Genomic DNA, 17579 nt, shown 5'->3' with positions numbered 1-17579 from the left:
TTAATCCGTTTATAGAATTACAGATATGAAAAATATATTTAACCTTTTGTCAAGTTTGTCTTTGTGGGCAGTCTTTGCCGCGCTGATGGCAGGTTGCGAGAAAGATGCCAACTTCAAGATGTACGAGTATCCTATGCCGAAACCGACCGGAATCTCGCCGAGCGAGGGATATATCCAGTCGCGTGTCCTCATAACGGGAACCGATTTCGGCGATCAGGTGGAGGCTGTGAAAGTTTTCTTCGGCGGAGTGGAGGCCGACAGTGTGCTGATGTGCAAGAATAACCGCATCGTGGTGAAGGTGCCGGATGCAGCCGTCACCGGAGCTGTGTCGCTCGAAGTATGGGGCAAGTCGGTTGATAGTGTCGCTACTTTTACTGTTCTGCCGACACCGACAATCGTTTCTGTCCGTTCCGACAACGGACTGGGAGAAGGAGTGGCTGCTGCCGGTGATCTGGTGACCATCACGGGAACGAACTTCGGTACGGATGCAAGCGTAATTTCCGTAAGCTTCAACGGCACTTCTGCTGACTTTGAACTGGTTGACGAGGAGCACATCGTTGCCACTGCACCTGCGGGTTACGCTTCGGGAAGCGTATACGTCACTATTAACGGGATGAGGCTGACGGGAGATGCGATGATGAATCCTGAGTCGAAAGGAGATGTTACCATCTTCTATCTGGAGAACTATGCAAGACCGTTCCAGCAGATTCCTTACATAAGCGGACAGGAAGGGGACCGGAATATGGCGGTTCCGCAAGGGTGGACTGTCAATGATGCGGCCAAGTCGTTCGTAAACAAGAATGCTGACCAGAGTGCAGGGAAAGTGGGCGGCATGTTTACGGGCAACGGAACTTCGCTCGGCATGCAGGCCGGATGGGGCGGAAGCGGTTCGGCTTCTTCCATAACAAACGGAAAGATGTATCAGAGCACGGTCATTCCTGCCGGAACCTATTCGATGGAAATCAGTTATGTGGAATGTAATGTGGCGAACAAGGCCTGCATTGTGCTGATGAAAGGTAATGCTGAACTGCCCGACCTGGAAGGCATCGCTTCTGCGTCCGGCATAATCGCTTCGGCATATTTCACGAGCAACAGCGTGTCCAACGATAATCCGGGAGTTGAAACGCTTCATTTTACGCTGGATGAAGATACGGAGGTGACTTTTGGCTTCGTTGCGACATTCGGCAACAACAGCTATTTCAAGGTGAGCGACATCAAGCTGATTCTGGAATAGGCTAAGAATAAATTCATAAACTTAAACAAAACATCATGAAAAGAATATACTATTATTTATTGCCGCTGTTGTTTGCTGCTCCGGTGATGGTTGCTTGTGATGACGAAGGGCAGACGGTGGTGATGTTGCAGAATCAGGATCCCGTGGTGACTGTAACGGGCATTTCGCCTGCTTCCGGATATACGGGATCGGAGTTCACCATCAATGGCACGGAGTTCGGAATCATGGCGGATGCCGTTAAGGTGACGATGGGCGGAACAGAACTTGAAGTGGTTTCTGTAAGTGAGAATGCGATTGTGGTGAAGGTTCCGGAAGGGGCAACTGCAGGAAAAATTACGGTGGATGTGTATGGACAGACTGTGGCTACGGAATACATGTTTGATGTGTTGGGAGAGCCGGGCGTGACGAATGTGAATCCGGTTTACGGATTTGTGGGTGATGAGATTGTGTTCTCCGGACATGATTTGGGCGTATCCGAAGCGTTCTATACGGTGCTGTTTAGCGGTACATCAGAAGCTGCTGCGCTGACAAGCGCTCCTTCGGCCGAATCGTTCGCGGTGAAGGTTCCTGAAGGAGCCGTGAGCGGTCCGATAGCCCTGACCATTTCTGACCGTAATGTGAATGTGCCTCTGACGAACGGATTTACGGTATTGCAACATGCAGCCGTCACCGGACTGTCTGTAACATCAGGTTATGCCGGAAGTGAAGTCACTGTCAACGGAACGGATCTGAAGCCGGATTTGCTGGAAGAGAATGTGGAACTTCAGCCGATCAGAGTGACACTGGCTCAAGGGACAAATGTTGCGGAGGCAGTTGTAGATATTGAAAGAACTACTAACGAGGCCATCGTGGCTGTCTTGCCTGCTGACCTTGCTGTAGGCGAATATACGGTGTCTGTAGCTACCTCGTTTGAAACGGTTGCAACGGGAAATCCGCTTGTTTATACGGTGATGGCTACTCCAGTCGTTGACAAGGTTTCTGTTTCTCAGGCTCATGCCGGAAGTGATGTGACGTTTGTCTGTTCGAATCTGGCGGGGGTTACGACCGATGATGTGAAGGTCATGTTCGGAGAAACTGAGGCGGAGGTGACTTCGGTGGATGCCGAATCCGGAAATATCACAGTCAAAGTCCCGGTAACGCTGGATGCCGGATCTGTGGCATTGTCTTTGACAGTCAAAGGGAAATCGATTGATTTGGGCGAGAATGCTTTGTTTACGGTATTGGCCACTCCGAAGATTACGGCGATTAATGCGGACAGCTTCCTGCATGATGAAACCACGGCTTTGGTCAAGGAAGGTGACGAAATCGTAATTTCCGGCGAAGGTTTCGGAACAGATTCAGACAATGTAGTGCTGAGGTTCGGTGAAACTGAGGTTCGCATCGTTGCTATTTCTGATACGGAAATCAGGGCATTTGTTCCTTCCGGATCTGTTGATGGCGCCATTTCTCTGACATTTGCAGGAATAGAAACTCCGGTTATGGGGATGAACTTGAAACCGCTGGTTGATGGCATGGATGTAACGGCGTATGTATTGAAGAATTACAGCCATCCGTTTGTCTCGTTGGCGCAGGGCAACGGAGATTTTGAAAGACAAGGCGAATGGTCAAGGCCCGCAGATTGGATTGTAGTGAACAATTCAGGATCAAATATGGAAGGCTTTGGACTGCAGCATAATCCTAAATATGATTTGAATGCAGGAAATTCTCTTGGATTGCAGACAGACTGGGGATTCCCGAATTCTTTGACAAATGGACGGATTTACCAGTGCACTGCTGTTCCGGCTGGAAATTACAGACTGACGGGTACTGTTGCAGAATATGCTCCAAAAGGTCAGGGAAACAGAGGAACGGGGTCGGCCTGTCTGGTTGTTGATGACGCATCGTTTGAGGTAACTGCGGAGGGTAGCAATGATTGTATAGCTAAAACGGCAGTGGATGGTGTAAAGGACATTGTCGTGGACTTCGCTTTGCCCGGCAGACAGGAAATAGCTATCGGTTTTGTCGGATCATTTACCAACCGGCAGTCTTATGTGAAGTTTAATTCGTTTAGAGTTGAATATATGGGAAATAGTCAAAATTAAAAACTGAAAAAATGAGAAGGATGTATTATATAGCAGCAATGTTCGCTCTCAGCCTGGCAATGCCGGGCTGCGGCGACGGAGTAAATTTGCCGGATCTTCCGGCAGGCGTGGAAACGGATCTGTACAAGATTCCGCTGGCAAGCGACTCGCTGGTCATTCCGCTGAAGGCGGAAACCGAGCCTATGATCCATAACGGGGGCTTGCACACGCCGGAAGATTTCCAGCGCATCAAGGACAATCTCACACGTTCGCCATGGGCGGAAGGTTATGAAAAGCTGGTCAACAATTCGCATGCGCAGACAAGCTATGTGCCGAATCCGCAGACAAGCATCACACGTGGCAGCGGGACTGCCGAAAACTACAGGTATGCATACAACGATGTGGCGGCAGCCTATCAGCTGGCTCTCCGCTGGAAAATTTCGGGCGATAATGCCTTTGCCGACAAGGCCGTGGAAATCCTGAACGGCTGGGCTTCTACCTGTACGGTTATCAATGGAACGACCGATATGTCGTTGGCGGCAGGAATCTATGGCTATCAGTTTGCTGTGGCAGGAGAATTGATGCGTGGCTATGAAGGATGGGCGGATGCAGACTTCAAGGCTTATCAGGACTGGATGGTCAATGTGTTCTATCCGATGAATAAGGATTTTCTCGACAGGCATCATGATACTCCGGCCGGACATTATTGGGCTAACTGGGGATTGTGCAACATCGCTTCAATGGTGGGGATCGGCATTCTGGCCGACCGCCGCGACATCTATAATGAAGCCGTCGAGCATTTCCAAGTGGGAGAAACCAACGGTTGCATCACAAAGGCCATTTATCATGTGTTTGACGGCGAAAACTCTAACCTTGCGCAGTGGCAGGAAAGCAACCGTGATGCCGGACATACTTACATGTGCCAGGGGCTGATGGGAGTAATCTGCCAGTTGTGCTGGAATCAAGGGGATGACTTCTTCAGTTATGGAGGGCAGAATCTGTTTTTGAAAGGATGCGAATATACGGCAAAGTATGACTATGCCGGGCTTGATGTGCCCAATGTTCCTTACACGCGCGAATATAAGGGCCCGTGGGGAACGGCTACGGAGGAATATCCTTCGATTCATGCGCGTGCGATAATCAGCCGTCCGATCTGGGCTTTGCCGTATTATCACTATGCCAAGATAAAGAATGTCGACGAAAGTGCCATCCAATACACGAAATTTGCGATGGAGTATGAAGCTCCGGAAGGCGGTGGAGGTGATTACGGCGCGAACAGCGGTGAATTCGACAATTTGGGGTTCGGTACGTTGATGTATGCTCGTGACTAAACTGGACTGACTGTTGCTTTTTTTCGTCGGGAATGTGTCATGGTGCAGAAACGGGTTTTCTGTCTTGGCACATTCCCTTTTTGCCATTTGCAGGAGAGGCTCTCCGGCGGACCGTCGGGAAAATTCATCGCCTTTTCTTGTGTCTTTCCGTTTGCTTTTCGTCGCTTTGAGCTTCCGGATTTTGCGGTTGTCTATTTGTAAAAATCGTTTGACGGTTGTAAAAAAGGGATGTTAATTTTTGTTCTTCATTTTCTTTTGCCTATTTTTGCCGACGAAGAAATATGTCAGAGTTTAATGGAGAAATTGAATGTTTTCCTTTTTTTATGTATTTCTTTCTTCATGCTTTCTTTGCTGCCGGGATGTTTGGTCCGCGGCACGGAAGGCAGGCATGAACCGTATGCGAATTTAATGGCGGGGTTGGAAAGTAATACGTCTGAAAGGCCGGGCGAGGTATGTGCTGCTGTCGACAGTCTGCTTCCTTCGGTTAAAGACAGTGTGTCGTATTATAGTCTGTTGGTTCTGAAGGCAAAGTCAAAGCTTTTTCTCGCCGAGTTCGATTCGTCGGAGGTTTTGCTTCGGATGGCCGGATCATTTTGCTCCCGCGATTCGTCGGATGCGCGTGTAAGGGATCTGTATGCGAATGTCTATAATATGCAGGGAAATCTTTACGGGCGTTTTGCCGTTTACGATTCGGCTGTGTGGGCTTTTGAAAAAGCTTATCGGTGCGCTTCCCACGCAGGCGCGTCGGAGCCGTTGCTGAATATCTCCTTGAATCTTGCAGACGCTTATATCCGTACGGGGCGTTTGGATCTCGGCTCTTACTGGTATAATTACGCGCTCTCGATGGCGGATTCCATACGGATGGAAGAAAAAAAGCGTTTCCCTATCTATTATGGTCTGGCTCAGGTGAATATGGAGCTGCGCGATTTCGGGACATGCGACTACTATTATGATCTGGCGGCCGCTTATTTTGATGAAATGCAGCCTTACGAGAAGCACGTGTACCTGAACAACAGGGGAAACTCGTATTATTACCGTCAGGACTATCCGAAGGCGCTCGAGTATTTCCGGCGTTCGCTGGCTCTGACCAATTCGCATCCTGAGATGGAGTTTGAGCGGAATCTTACAATGGTCAATCTGGGCGAGGTGTTCATGCTGATGAACCAGACGGATTCGGCTTCCTGCTACCTCGACAGATGCCGGCGTTTTTTCATGGAGAACAAAAACCTCAGCGCTCTTTACTATATTGATACGCAGATGATTGAACTGGCCCTCAAGCAGGGAAACACATCGCGGGCGAGGCATCTGTTGAGCTTGACAAAGGATACGGAGGGGGTGGAGCTGAACATGATCCGCATCCGCAACCGTTATTTGCAGCATTATTTTGAGGCTGTGGGAAACTGGCGCAACGCATACGAGTATCAGAAACTCAATTGGGAAATAGATGATTCTGTCAGAAACGAGCGGATCAAGATGCGTTCGGCTGAGATTGCGTTGAAATACAAGCGCGACAGCACGCTGATGAAACAGGAGCTCTTTATCGAGCAGAAAGAGAATCAGGTGCTGAGCCTCTACCAGTGGCTTTGGGGAATTATTGTAGGGGTGCTTCTGTTGGGATGCGGGGCCTTGGCTCTCGTTTTCCATCGCAAAAGGCAGCGGGAAATGGAGCAGACGAGGCTTCATACGGCCATAACCTCGTTGAGGCTTGAGAACATACGCAACCGCATATCTCCGCACTTTATCTTTAACCTGCTTAACAGGGAGATGAACCTTCGCGGCGATGAGTCGAAAAACAGGAACCTGATGAACCTGACCAAGCTGCTCCGCAGGAATCTGGAACTGACCGATAAACTGGCTGTAACGTTGGCCGACGAACTGGATTTCGTGAATACGTACGTGGCTTTGGAACGTTCTGCCTTGGGAAGCGATTTTGAGTTCGTTCAGGAGGTTGACAGTAAAATCTTGCCGGATAAAGTGCTTTTGCCGGCAATGATGCTCCAGATTCCTGTTGAAAATGCCATCAAACACGGGTTGCGGATGAAAGAGGGGAAGAAATGGCTGAAGATTTCGCTGAAACGGCGGGATGACGTCATTGTCATGAAAGTGTGCGATAACGGAGGGGGATACCGGAACAGAAGCGCAAACCGCGGAACGGGTACAGGCATGAAGGTAATAACACAGACTATCCAACTGCTGAATTTTTATAACCGCCGTCCGATTGTGATGGGAATTACTAATTTGCAGGTGGATGACGACGGCACAATGGGGTGTGAAGTAAAATATGAAGTGCCGTTGGATTATTCATATACGTTGAAAAAAATGGAATGACATGAACGACAACATTTTGAAAATCGTGATTGTGGATGACGAAGAGGCGGCTATCGACAATCTGTGTTTTGAATTGAGACGTTTCAGCAGGCTGAATGTCGTGGGGATAGCTCATAATGGGAGCGCAGGCATCCGTCTGGTGGAAAAGGAGCGTCCGGATCTGCTGTTTCTGGATGTGGAGCTTCCGGATATGCTGGGGATGGATGCGGCGGTCAGGCTGCGCCGTGTGACGGACTGGAATATGCACATCGTGTTTTATACGGCTTATGACAAGTATTTGATTGATGCGTTGAGGAATTTCGCTTTCGATTTTCTGCTGAAGCCGGTGGATTCGGCCGAGCTGGATATCGTTGTCGACCGCATACTTTCCGCTTCTCAAAGCGAGGATGCCGAACGCCAGTTGCCGGTCAAGGGGAATGAATGCAGATTGCCGGCAAGCGAAAAGTCGTTTATGGTGGTGACGCCCACCGGAGATCTCCGTATTCTCCGTGTTTCCGACATCGGCTATTTCCGTTATCTGTCCGGACGCAAGATCTGGGAGGCTGCTCTTGCCAGCGGTGTGTTTATTCCGCTGAAAAGAAACACAACGGCCGAAAGTCTGTGCGGGTATGACGACTCGTTTGTGCAGGTGCACCAGTCGTATATCATTAACATGAATTATCTGCTTATGGTGCAGGGAAACCGCTGCATCATGTATCCTCCCTTCAACTCGGTTGAGGAATTGCAGGTTTCTAAAAAATACCGGAAAATAATGATGGAGCGCTTCTACCAGCTTTAAAACTGGTCGCTGATTTGATACGGATAGTCGCTTTTTTCGACCGCTTATTCTCAAATGGTGGCTTTTGGCTTTTGTTTTGGCTTTGTTCTATTTGGCATTTGGAAACTAATGTTTAATTTTGCAAAAAAGTTAATCAATACAAAGCGGTATGAAAAAATGTAAGAGAGTTTTATTGGCGGCAGGGCTTGTGTGCGCTGCGTCTGCTGCACAGGCACAGTATCTTCGTACTTCTTATTTCATGGAGGGTACAAGTACCCGTATTCAGATGAATCCGGGATTGCAGCCGACACGAGGCTATTTCAATTTTCCGATTATCGGTTCGTTGAATGTTAGTGCATCTTCTAATGTATTGGGGACAGGTGATATCATTGACGTGCTTGACGGAGGGGAAGATCTGTTTTCGAACAACAAACTGTTTGACAGGCTGAAAGGGGAAAACAACTTGAACGTGAACTTCAATACGGATATTCTTTCGTTCGGCTGGTATCGCGGCAAAGGTTTCTGGAGCGTAAACGTAGGCCTGCGCATGGATGTCGGCGCATCATTGTCGGGTGATATGTTTAGCATGATGCGTAACATGAACGGTTTTGCCATTGAAGATCTCGCCGGTACGCGCCAGCAGTATAATATTGCGAACCAGAAGCTGAACGTCAGCGCTTATGCTGAAGTAGGCTTGGGATATTCTCGTCAGGTAACGGATAAGCTGACTGTCGGCGGACGTGTGAAGGTACTTTTGGGATTGGCCAGAGCGGAGATGAATATCAAGCAGTTCGATGTAGACTTGGAGATTCCGAACCTTCCGGCAGGAGTTGATCCGGGAGAGATTTCCGGAAACTACAGTGACTATGTTTCAAGAGCCGGAGAATTCAGTCCTGAAGACTGGTATGGAAGCCATTACAGTTATGAGGCTGACGGAAGCATCACGACTACCCTGAAAGGTGGCGGCATGACATTCGATCAGAATGGAATGATTGATGACTTCGACATTGAGGCCGGCGATTTGGGCATTTCTGGAACCGGTTTCGGTATCGACCTGGGTGCAAGCTATAAGGTGTGGGATAACCTGACGGTTTCTGCTGCTGTGCTTGATTTGGGATTCTTGAAGTGGAAAGAAAGCGCGACTACAATTGCCACTGTCAGCGGATATGGAGATGAAACCATTGACAGCGACAACTATGACAAGTATATCGGAGGTGATTTCCTTTCTTTGGAACGTTTTGACTTTGCGGAAGGAGATCCTAAGGAAGCCGATTTGAAGACTCGTCTTGCTTCTACCATCCTGCTTGCCGGTGAATACGGTCTGCTCAACAACAAACTGAGTGTAGGCGCCATGTACACTTGCCGTTTTGTTCAGCCGAAAGCGCTGAACGAGCTGACTTTCTCGGCTACGTTCCGTCCGAAGAACTGGTTTAATGCGGCTGTGAGCTATTCACCGATTCAGGCTGCCGGCAAGTCGATAGGTCTTGCTCTGAAGTTCGGTCCTCTGTTTGTCGGTACAGACTATATGTATTTCGGAAACAACTCGAAGAGTGTGAACGGATTCTTTGGATTCTCTTTCCCGTTGGGAGCTTCAAGAGCCAGTAATAACTGATAGTAGAACGACAAATCACGGTAGGTGTTGCCGTTGCAGATAGTTATTAAGGTGTGCGCATTGAACCGGCACACCTTTTTTTATTTGCTTTTTGCCGGCAGTGCCAGCTCTTTCAGCTTTTCGCCGTCCAGCCGGTAAACGGTTGTGACATTGTTTTCGTATGTAGCGAAGGTAGGCGGGTTTCCTCCTTTTGGGAAAGTTACCGATCCCGTATTGCAGATTATCCTTCCGTCTGTTTCTTCCAGTTTCCACAGATGTGTATGTCCGTAGAAGAATGCTTCATGCTTTCCTCTCGGCATTTTTTCTTCGTTGTAGACGTGCCCGTGAGTGAGGAAGAGCCGTTGCCCGTTGTCCGCTATCAGCGTATAGTCGGACAGAATGGGAAAATCGAGCAGCATTTGGTCCACTTCCGAATCGCAGTTGCCGCGGACGGCGACGATTTCATTGTTCATGGCGTTGAGCCTTTCTGCAATGCCTTTCGGGTCCAGTCCCTCCGGAAGTCCGTTCCGTGGACCATAGTTCAGGATATCGCCTAAAATGCAGAGCATGTCGCACTTCCTTTGCCGGTAAAACTCCAGCACCTTTTCCAGTGCCGGGAGCGATCCGTGTATGTCAGATACAATCAGGTATTTCATAATGCTTGTCTTTTTGTTTGGATTTCCGCAAAGTTACGCAATCTCGCTGGAATAACCGAACGGGATCGGCAGATTAATGCGGCGGAAATGGATCGTCTGATAATTGTTCAGGTTGTTTCTTTTCTTGCGGAATCAAGGTGCCGATACCATTTCGTACGGCTCTTCCTATCGGTTGGCTTATGAGAAAGGGGACAATGGTATTGCACAGCCTCTTCCTTTTTGTGCAGATCAAGCCTGCCGGCACGGTTGCCGGCTCATGGTCCGGAAACAAAGTTATATCTGTTTGTGGGCAGGCTTGAAAAGTTTGTTTTTCAGCCATTCGCGGACAGGTATGTCATAGAGCCGGTATGCGGCGTAGGCGATGAAGACTGCAAGCAGAAATGTAGCGGCAGCGACAAAGACATGTGTGCCGAGAGGTGCATCCTTGTGGTTTTCCACCCATGCCATCTGCATGTAGACCAGCGGATAATGGGTGATGTAGAGCGGAAAGGATATGTCGCCGAGAAACTTGTTGATGCTTTCCGAGGTGCTTCCCTTTACACTGCTTCCGGCACCGATGGACACAATGAGCGGGAAAAAGATCAGGATGCAGACTGCTTCGTAAAGTCCGTTCGTCCATCGTGCGCCGCCTTCTGCTCCCATTCCCATCCAGGGCATGCCAAGCAGTACGACAATCATTGCCGAACACCACCAGAATCCTCCTTTTACTTTGATGAGCCTGCCGGTGTGCGACAGCAGCAGTCCGCAGAAGAAGGGGTAGAGCAGGCGGGTCAGCCCTATCTGAAGCTGGTCGGGCGTCAGGCTCCATCCGCCTACTACTGTGTAGGCAGCATAATCGCGTGCGGCAAGGAAGCCGAATACATCGACGTTCAGACAAAGCACAAGGGTCATGATGCCGAAAACTGCTACGCAGGCAGTCAGTGTCTTCCGTGAAAAGTGCCGGAACAGGACAGCATACAGAAAATTGGCGAGGTATTCCCATTGCAGCGACCAGGCCGGACCGTTCAGGGGATTGGTTTCTGACCATCCGCGGATGTCCATCGATTTGGGTATGGGAATCATCGTGAATGCCCACAGCATGATCAGCGCAGTCTTATACCAGGGCGTGTTTCCGATGAGCGGGAAACTGGAGCAGTCGCCGAAATAGAACAGGGCGGCTCCGAAGAGCGAACCGAATATCACCATTGGGTGCAGGCGGATGAGCCGGCGTTTCACGAATCCCCACATCGACATCTGGTTCCAGCGGTCATCATAGGCATATCCGATGACAAATCCCGACAACACGAAAAAGAAGTCTACGGCAAGATAGCCGTGGTTGATGGGTTGGTCAGTCCTCCGTGATAGTAAGTTTCAAGCAGGTGGTAGCACACGACCAGCATGGATTGCCGAACACCACCAGAATCCTCCTTTTACTTTGATGAGCCTGCCGGTGTGCGACAGCAGCAGTCCGCAGAAGAAGGGGTAGAGCAGGCGGGTCAGCCCTATCTGAAGCTGGTCGGGCGTCAGGCTCCATCCGCCTACTACTGTGTAGGCAGCATAATCGCGTGCGGCAAGGAAGCCGAATACATCGACGTTCAGACAAAGCACAAGGGTCATGATGCCGAAAACTGCTACGCAGGCAGTCAGTGTCTTCCGTGAAAAGTGCCGGAACAGGACAGCATACAGAAAATTGGCGAGGTATTCCCATTGCAGCGACCAGGCCGGACCGTTCAGGGGATTGGTTTCTGACCATCCGCGGATGTCCATCGATTTGGGTATGGGAATCATCGTGAATGCCCACAGCATGATCAGCGCAGTCTTATACCAGGGCGTGTTTCCGATGAGCGGGAAACTGGAGCAGTCGCCGAAATAGAACAGGGCGGCTCCGAAGAGCGAACCGAATATCACCATTGGGTGCAGGCGGATGAGCCGGCGTTTCACGAATCCCCACATCGACATCTGGTTCCAGCGGTCATCATAGGCATATCCGATGACAAATCCCGACAACACGAAAAAGAAGTCTACGGCAAGATAGCCGTGGTTGATGGGTTGGTCAGTCCTCCGTGATAGTAAGTTTCAAGCAGGTGGTAGCACACGACCAGCATGGCAGCCACTCCGCGCAGGCCGTCCAATATTTCATAGCGGGGCTTGGAGGCAAGATAGATGTTGTGTTTCATATAGCAGTTGTTGCTTGTCGGTTGATAACGAGGCAATGTGCGGCTGGCAAAAAGACAGCCGGTCCGTTGGTACGAACCGGCTGTCCAAGTTATGTTTCAGCCAGAAAAATTATTCAGCTTTTTCTTCGCTCCAGTCCATTGCGGCCATACGTTTGTATGAGTCGTAACGTTTCTTAGCCATCTTTTCGCAAGCGTCGAACAAGGCGGCAGCTTCTGTCGGATACTGTTTCATTACAGAAGCGAAGCGAACTTCACCTTTCAGGTAATCCTGGAAGTTAGCCCAGTTCGGTTCTTTCGAGTCGAGCGAGAACGGATTCTTGCCTTCGTCTTCCAGAGCCGGGTTGAAGCGCCACAGATGCCAGTAACCGCATTCAACGGCCTTAGCCTCTTCTGCCTGGCTCTTGCCCATGCCTGCTTTCAGACCGTGGTTGATACACGGGGCATAAGCGATGACCAGTGACGGTCCGGGATATGCTTCGGCTTCGCGGATTGCTTTCAGCGTCTGAGCCTGGTCGGCGCCCATTGCAATCTGAGCTACGTAAACGTAACCGTAAGTAGTGGCGATCAGACCGAGGTCTTTCTTGCGTACGCGCTTTCCGGAAGCGGCGAACTTGGCGATTGCGCCCAGCGGAGTAGCCTTGGATGACTGGCCTCCGGTGTTCGAGTAAACTTCGGTATCCAGAACGAGGATGTTCACGTCTTCGCCCGAAGCGATTACATGGTCAAGACCTCCGTAGCCGATATCGTAAGATGCACCGTCACCGCCGATGATCCACTGTGAACGTTTGATGAGGTAATCCTTGAATTCGTTGATTGTAGCGCAGTATTCGCACTTGTCCTTGGCAGCTTCTACCATCGGGATGATCTTTTCGGCAGCAGCTTTGCTCTTGTCGGCATCGTTGCGTCCGTCGATCCATTCCTGGAATGCTTCCTTGTATTCAGCCGGAGTGCCTTCTGCAGCGATGGCAGCCTTCATGGCGTCTTCGATGCGGTTGCGCAGCTTCTTGTTGGCAAGTTCCATACCCAGACCGAATTCGCAGAAGTCTTCGAACAGGGAGTTAGCCCAAGCCGGACCCTGGCCTTTTTCGTTGGTAGTGTACGGAGTAGAAGGAACTGATCCGGAGTAGATAGAAGAACATCCGGTAGCGTTTGAAACCATTTCACGGTCGCCGAACAGCTGAGAAATCAGTTTTACATACGGAGTTTCTCCACAGCCGGAGCAAGCGCCCGAGAACTCGAAGAGCGGAGTAGCGAACTGAGAGTTCTTCACGTTCGACTTGATGTCTACCAGGTGTTGCTTGCTCTTCACGTTTTCTGCGCAGTAAGTCCAGTTGTCTGCTTCTGCCAGCTGGCTTTCCAGATGCTTCATGGTCAGTGCCTTGCCGCCCTTCTTCGGGTTGCCCGGACAAACGTCGGCACAGTTGCCGCAGCCCAAGCAGTCGAGAACGTCTACCTGTATGCGGAATGTCATGCCGTCGAACTGTTTGCCGACTGCTTTCAGCATCGGGAAGCTTGCACCCTTCTGTTCTTCAGCGTCGAGCACGAACGGACGGATGGAAGCGTGAGGACAAACGTAAGCACACTTGTTGCACTGGATACAGTTGTCGGGGTTCCATTCCGGTACGAATGCAGCTACGCCGCGTTTTTCGTATTTGGCTGTTCCCTGATGCCATGTACCGTCTTCGATGCCCTTGAATGCAGATACCGGAAGCAGGTCGCCGTCTTGAGCGTTGATCGGACGAACCACTTCGTTGATGAATGCCGGATCGTTGTTGGCAGCAGCCGGTTCAACTTCCAGGCTTGCCCAAGCCGGGTCAACGGTCAGTTGTTTGTATTCGCCTCCGCGGTCAACGGCTGCATAGTTCTTGTTCACCACGTCTTCACCCTTCTTGCCGTAAGACTTCACGATGAACTTCTTCATCTGTTCTACTGCAAGGTCAACAGGGATAACGCCTGTGATGCGGAAGAATGCTGACTGCAGGATGGTGTTGGTGCGGTTGCCCAAACCGATTTCCTGAGCAATCTGCGTAGCGTTGATATAGTATACGCTGATGTTGTTTTCTGCAAAGTATTTCTTCACCTTGTTCGGCAGGTTCTTGGCAAGTTCTTCGCCTTCCCAGATTGTGTTCAGCAGGAAGGTGCCGTTCTTGCGCAGACCGCGGGTCACGTCGTACATGTGCAGGTAAGCCTGAACGTGGCAAGCCACGAAGTTCGGAGTGGTTACCAGGTAAGTAGAGTGGATCGGATGATCGCCGAAGCGCAGGTGGGAGCAGGTGAAACCTCCCGACTTCTTGGAGTCGTACGAGAAGTAAGCCTGGCAGTATTTGTCGGTGTTGTCACCGATGATCTTCACGGAGTTCTTGTTGGCACCTACCGTACCGTCGGCTCCCAGACCGTAGAATTTGGCTTCGAACACGCCTTCTGCGCCGAGAGCGATTTCTTCTTTCTGAGGCAGTGAAGTGAATGTAACGTCATCCACGATACCGATGGTGAAGTGGTCTTTCGGCATCGGGAGTTCCAAGTTTTCGTATACCGACAGAATCTGGGCCGGAGTGGTGTCCTTAGATCCCAGACCGTAGCGTCCGCCAACGATCAGCGGGGCATTTTCCTGTCCGTAGAATACGTCCTTCACATCCAGATACAGCGGTTCGCCGTTTGATCCCGGTTCTTTTGTGCGGTCGAGCACAGCGATGCGTTTCACAGTCTTGGGCACTTTGGCGAGGAAGTGCTTGGCCGAGAACGGACGGTACAGATGAACAGCCACCAGGCCGACCTTCTTGCCCTGGGCAGTCAGGTAGTCGATAGCCTCGCGGGTAGCTTCTGTTACAGAACCCATGGCGATGATGATGTTTTCAGCGTCTTCGGCTCCGTAGTAGTCGAACAGACCGTAGTTGCGTCCGGTGATCTTGTTGATTTCGTTCATGTATTCTTCTACGATAGCCGGAACAGCGTCATAGAACGGATTGCATGATTCTCTGTGCTGGAAGAAGTGGTCGGGGTTTTCAGCCATACCGCGTGCCACCGGCTTGTTCGGAGTGAGCGCACGGTTGCGGAAGTCGGCCAGCGCTTCGCGGTCGATCAGCGGAGCGAGGTCTTCGTTGTCCAGCTTCTCGATCTTCTGGATTTCGTGAGATGTGCGGAAACCGTCGAAGAAGTTCACGAACGGAACACGTGACTTGATGGTTGCCAGGTGAGCTACGCCTGCCAGATCCATTACTTCCTGTACGGATCCTTCGCACAGCATGGCGAATCCGGTCTGGCGTGCAGACATAACGTCCTGATGGTCGCCGAAGATACACAGCGCATGAGAAGCCAGTGTACGTGCCGATACGTGGAATACGCACGGCAGAAGTTCGCCTGCGATTTTGTACATATTCGGGATCATCAGCAGCAGACCTTGAGAAGCGGTATAAGTAGTAGTCAATGCACCAGCCTGAAGAGAGCCGTGAACTGCACCGGCAGCACCTCCTTCAGATTGCATTTCCTGTACCAGAACAGTTTCGCCGAAGATGTTCTTGCGACCTGCGGCAGCCCATTCGTCTACGTGCTCAGCCATGGTAGACGACGGAGTGATGGGGTAGATGGCTGCTACTTCCGTAAACATGTACGAGATGTGAGCGGCAGCTTCGTTGCCATCACAAGTGATGAATTTTTTTTGTTTAGTCATACAATTACTAAATTAGGTATTAAGTAATAATAAAAATTTCCTGTCAATACAAAAAGCCGAAAAGCCAGAGCGGAATCTGGTTGCCGTGCCCCATTTCCATCTTGTGCATGGCATAATAGGTGTTCGGGTTGCTTTTCTGCCTGTAGTGTTCCGTGCACACGCGGAACCGCAGCTCTCCGTCCACGAGGAACGAGATGCCCTTGTCGCCCTTATTCACTTTATGGTCTTTCCACATCGTGTTCACGAAGAAAGTTTCCAGCACGTCCTGCTCTTCCACCTTGATCGGATAGATGCTGTACATCAGGTTCGTGTTGTGCATCATGATCTTTGCCGGCTTTTTCGGAAACATCTCTCCTTTGGGATAAATCATGTTGATGAGTCTGGAGTCGGCCAGATACTTGATGTAGTTCATCACGGTTGCGCGCGATGTCTGGATGTCGGCGGCCAGTTGGCTGACGTTGGGGGCGACCGGCCCGTCTACAGCCAACAAATATAGTAATTTTTTTATTTTCGACAGATATTTCAGCTCAATTTGTTGGATTAAAAGTATGTCGACTTCGATCATCATGTTCATGGTTTTCAGCAGATTTTCCGAAAAGTTGCGCTTCTCCAGAAAAAAAGGGTAAAAGCCGTGATGGATGTAGTCCTGAAAATAATTGAGCGGGTTGATGTAGGGCAATATGGTCTTTGCGATATGCTCGTGGTTGTGCAGGATCTCGTCGAGCGTATAGGGCGAGAAGTGGTTTCCGGTCTGCAGGTTCAGAAACTCGCGGAAGGAGAATCCTCTCAGGTTGTATGATTTTACGATGCCGTTCAGCTCGGGGTTCTCTTCTTTCAGGCGCATGACGGACGAACCGGTAAACACGATCTTCAGCTGGGGGTACCGTTCGTAGCACGTGCGCAGGTCGTGGCTCCAGTTGGGGAGCTTGAACACCTGGTCTACAAGCAGCACCTTTCCCCCGCGTTTCACGAACTCTCCTGCAAAGTCAACCAGACTGTATTGAGAGAAGTAGAAGTTGTTCATGTTCACATACAGGCAGGAGCGGTCGTAGCCGAACTTCTCTTTTGCGTATTGCAGCAAAAAAGTGGTCTTCCCGACTCCCCGGGTTCCTTTTACTCCGATGAGGCGGTCGCTCCAGTCGATTTCATCCATCAGGTCGCGTCGTACAGGAGCATTTGTATGTTCAACCAGATAGCTGTGCGTTCTGTAAAATGCTTCCATTCCTTTCTCAATTCTGCGTTGCAAATATACGAATACTTCATTAGATTGCAAACTGGAGTTGTCAAATTTTGAAAAAATGGGAAGAATTTTTTTGAGTGAGGGAGGGCGGGAGGGACAAGTCCGGAGGGCGGCGTTTTTGCGGGAAACCGATCCGCGCTTCAGTGTCTGTGCGCGCTTGAAAAGATGACGGGACATTTTTTTAATCTTTCCCGTCATCTTGATTAAAATGAGCCGTTAAGTGACTTGGGCTGACGGCTTGTCTTTTGCAGCATTCTTGTAAGCTTATTTAATTAAATTAGTGTGTCATTTAACTTAAAAACATATAGGGAACCACGAAAGTCACAGTTAAAGTATTGATGTTCAATGTTTTGTAGAGGCAAGGGAACCACGAACGAGTACGCGAAACCCATTTTATTATATATAAAGAAAAGATAAAGAAAGAAACCCCTACCCCTTGATTTTTTGATTTGGCAGTAAACTTGGAGCGGCGGATATGTTAATCGGGATGTACCGGTCGGGATGTTTGTCGGGTATGGGATGAAGCGCATATGGAAAAGCAACGAAGGCTTTGGGATTC

General features: G+C 50.0%; 12 protein-coding genes. 6 read left to right on the top strand and 6 right to left on the bottom strand.

Annotated features, from left to right (window positions below):
• The first annotated feature begins 25 nt into the window (after nt 1-25).
• From QUW60_RS01495 to QUW60_RS01470, 6 genes are all read left to right on the top strand, one after another.
• A complete protein-coding gene (locus tag QUW60_RS01495; RefSeq protein ID WP_289558196.1) occupies nt 26-1234 on the top strand; it encodes an IPT/TIG domain-containing protein in 1209 nt (402 codons plus the stop codon).
• Between the two features lie 35 nt (nt 1235-1269).
• Entirely contained in the window at nt 1270-3315 is a 2046-nt protein-coding gene (locus QUW60_RS01490; protein ID WP_289558195.1) for an IPT/TIG domain-containing protein, read from the top strand.
• A gap of 11 nt (nt 3316-3326) precedes the next feature.
• Entirely contained in the window at nt 3327-4625 is a 1299-nt protein-coding gene (locus tag QUW60_RS01485) for an alginate lyase family protein (RefSeq protein WP_289558194.1), read from the top strand.
• A 294-nt stretch (nt 4626-4919) separates the two neighbouring features.
• Entirely contained in the window at nt 4920-6953 is a 2034-nt protein-coding gene (locus tag QUW60_RS01480; RefSeq protein WP_289558193.1) for a tetratricopeptide repeat-containing sensor histidine kinase, read from the top strand.
• A 1-nt stretch (nt 6954) separates the two neighbouring features.
• Nucleotides 6955-7731: a LytR/AlgR family response regulator transcription factor gene (locus QUW60_RS01475; RefSeq protein WP_258337574.1), complete on the top strand. Its 777-nt coding sequence runs from the start codon at nt 6955-6957 to the stop codon at nt 7729-7731.
• A gap of 148 nt (nt 7732-7879) precedes the next feature.
• Nucleotides 7880-9322, top strand: coding sequence for a DUF5723 family protein (locus QUW60_RS01470; RefSeq protein ID WP_289558192.1), 1443 nt, complete (start codon nt 7880-7882; stop codon nt 9320-9322).
• A gap of 80 nt (nt 9323-9402) precedes the next feature.
• Here the strand turns inward: QUW60_RS01470 and yfcE are convergent, their stop codons facing one another.
• From yfcE to QUW60_RS01445, 6 genes are all read right to left on the bottom strand, one after another.
• Nucleotides 9403-9957, bottom strand: a complete 555-nt coding sequence (gene yfcE / locus QUW60_RS01465) for a phosphodiesterase (protein ID WP_289558191.1) — start codon at nt 9955-9957, stop codon at nt 9403-9405.
• Nucleotides 9958-10230: 273 nt separating this feature from the next.
• Complete coding sequence (locus QUW60_RS01460) at nt 10231-11241, bottom strand: acyltransferase family protein (protein WP_353479587.1); 1011 nt, start codon at nt 11239-11241, stop codon at nt 10231-10233.
• 66 nt (nt 11242-11307) lie between these two features.
• On the bottom strand, nt 11308-11946 hold the full coding sequence (locus tag QUW60_RS01455; RefSeq protein WP_434736829.1) for a hypothetical protein: 639 nt from the start codon (nt 11944-11946) through the stop codon (nt 11308-11310).
• An 11-nt stretch (nt 11947-11957) separates the two neighbouring features.
• A complete protein-coding gene (locus tag QUW60_RS15140; protein WP_434736828.1) occupies nt 11958-12113 on the bottom strand; it encodes a hypothetical protein in 156 nt (51 codons plus the stop codon).
• Between the two features lie 109 nt (nt 12114-12222).
• Nucleotides 12223-15780 carry a pyruvate:ferredoxin (flavodoxin) oxidoreductase gene (gene nifJ / locus QUW60_RS01450; protein ID WP_258337577.1) on the bottom strand — a complete coding sequence of 1186 codons (3558 nt, stop codon included), beginning with the start codon at nt 15778-15780 and terminating at the stop codon, nt 12223-12225.
• A 43-nt stretch (nt 15781-15823) separates the two neighbouring features.
• Nucleotides 15824-17002: an ATP-binding protein gene (locus QUW60_RS01445; protein WP_258337578.1), complete on the bottom strand. Its 1179-nt coding sequence runs from the start codon at nt 17000-17002 to the stop codon at nt 15824-15826.
• Between the last annotated feature and the right edge of the window lie 577 nt (nt 17003-17579).

Source organism: Bacteroides gallinaceum (assembly GCF_030373775.1).
Classification (GTDB): Bacteria; Bacteroidota; Bacteroidia; order Bacteroidales; family Bacteroidaceae; genus Phocaeicola; species Phocaeicola excrementipullorum.
The sequence above is the reverse complement of the archived record's forward strand: the minus strand, read 5'-3'. Positions and strand labels throughout refer to the sequence as shown.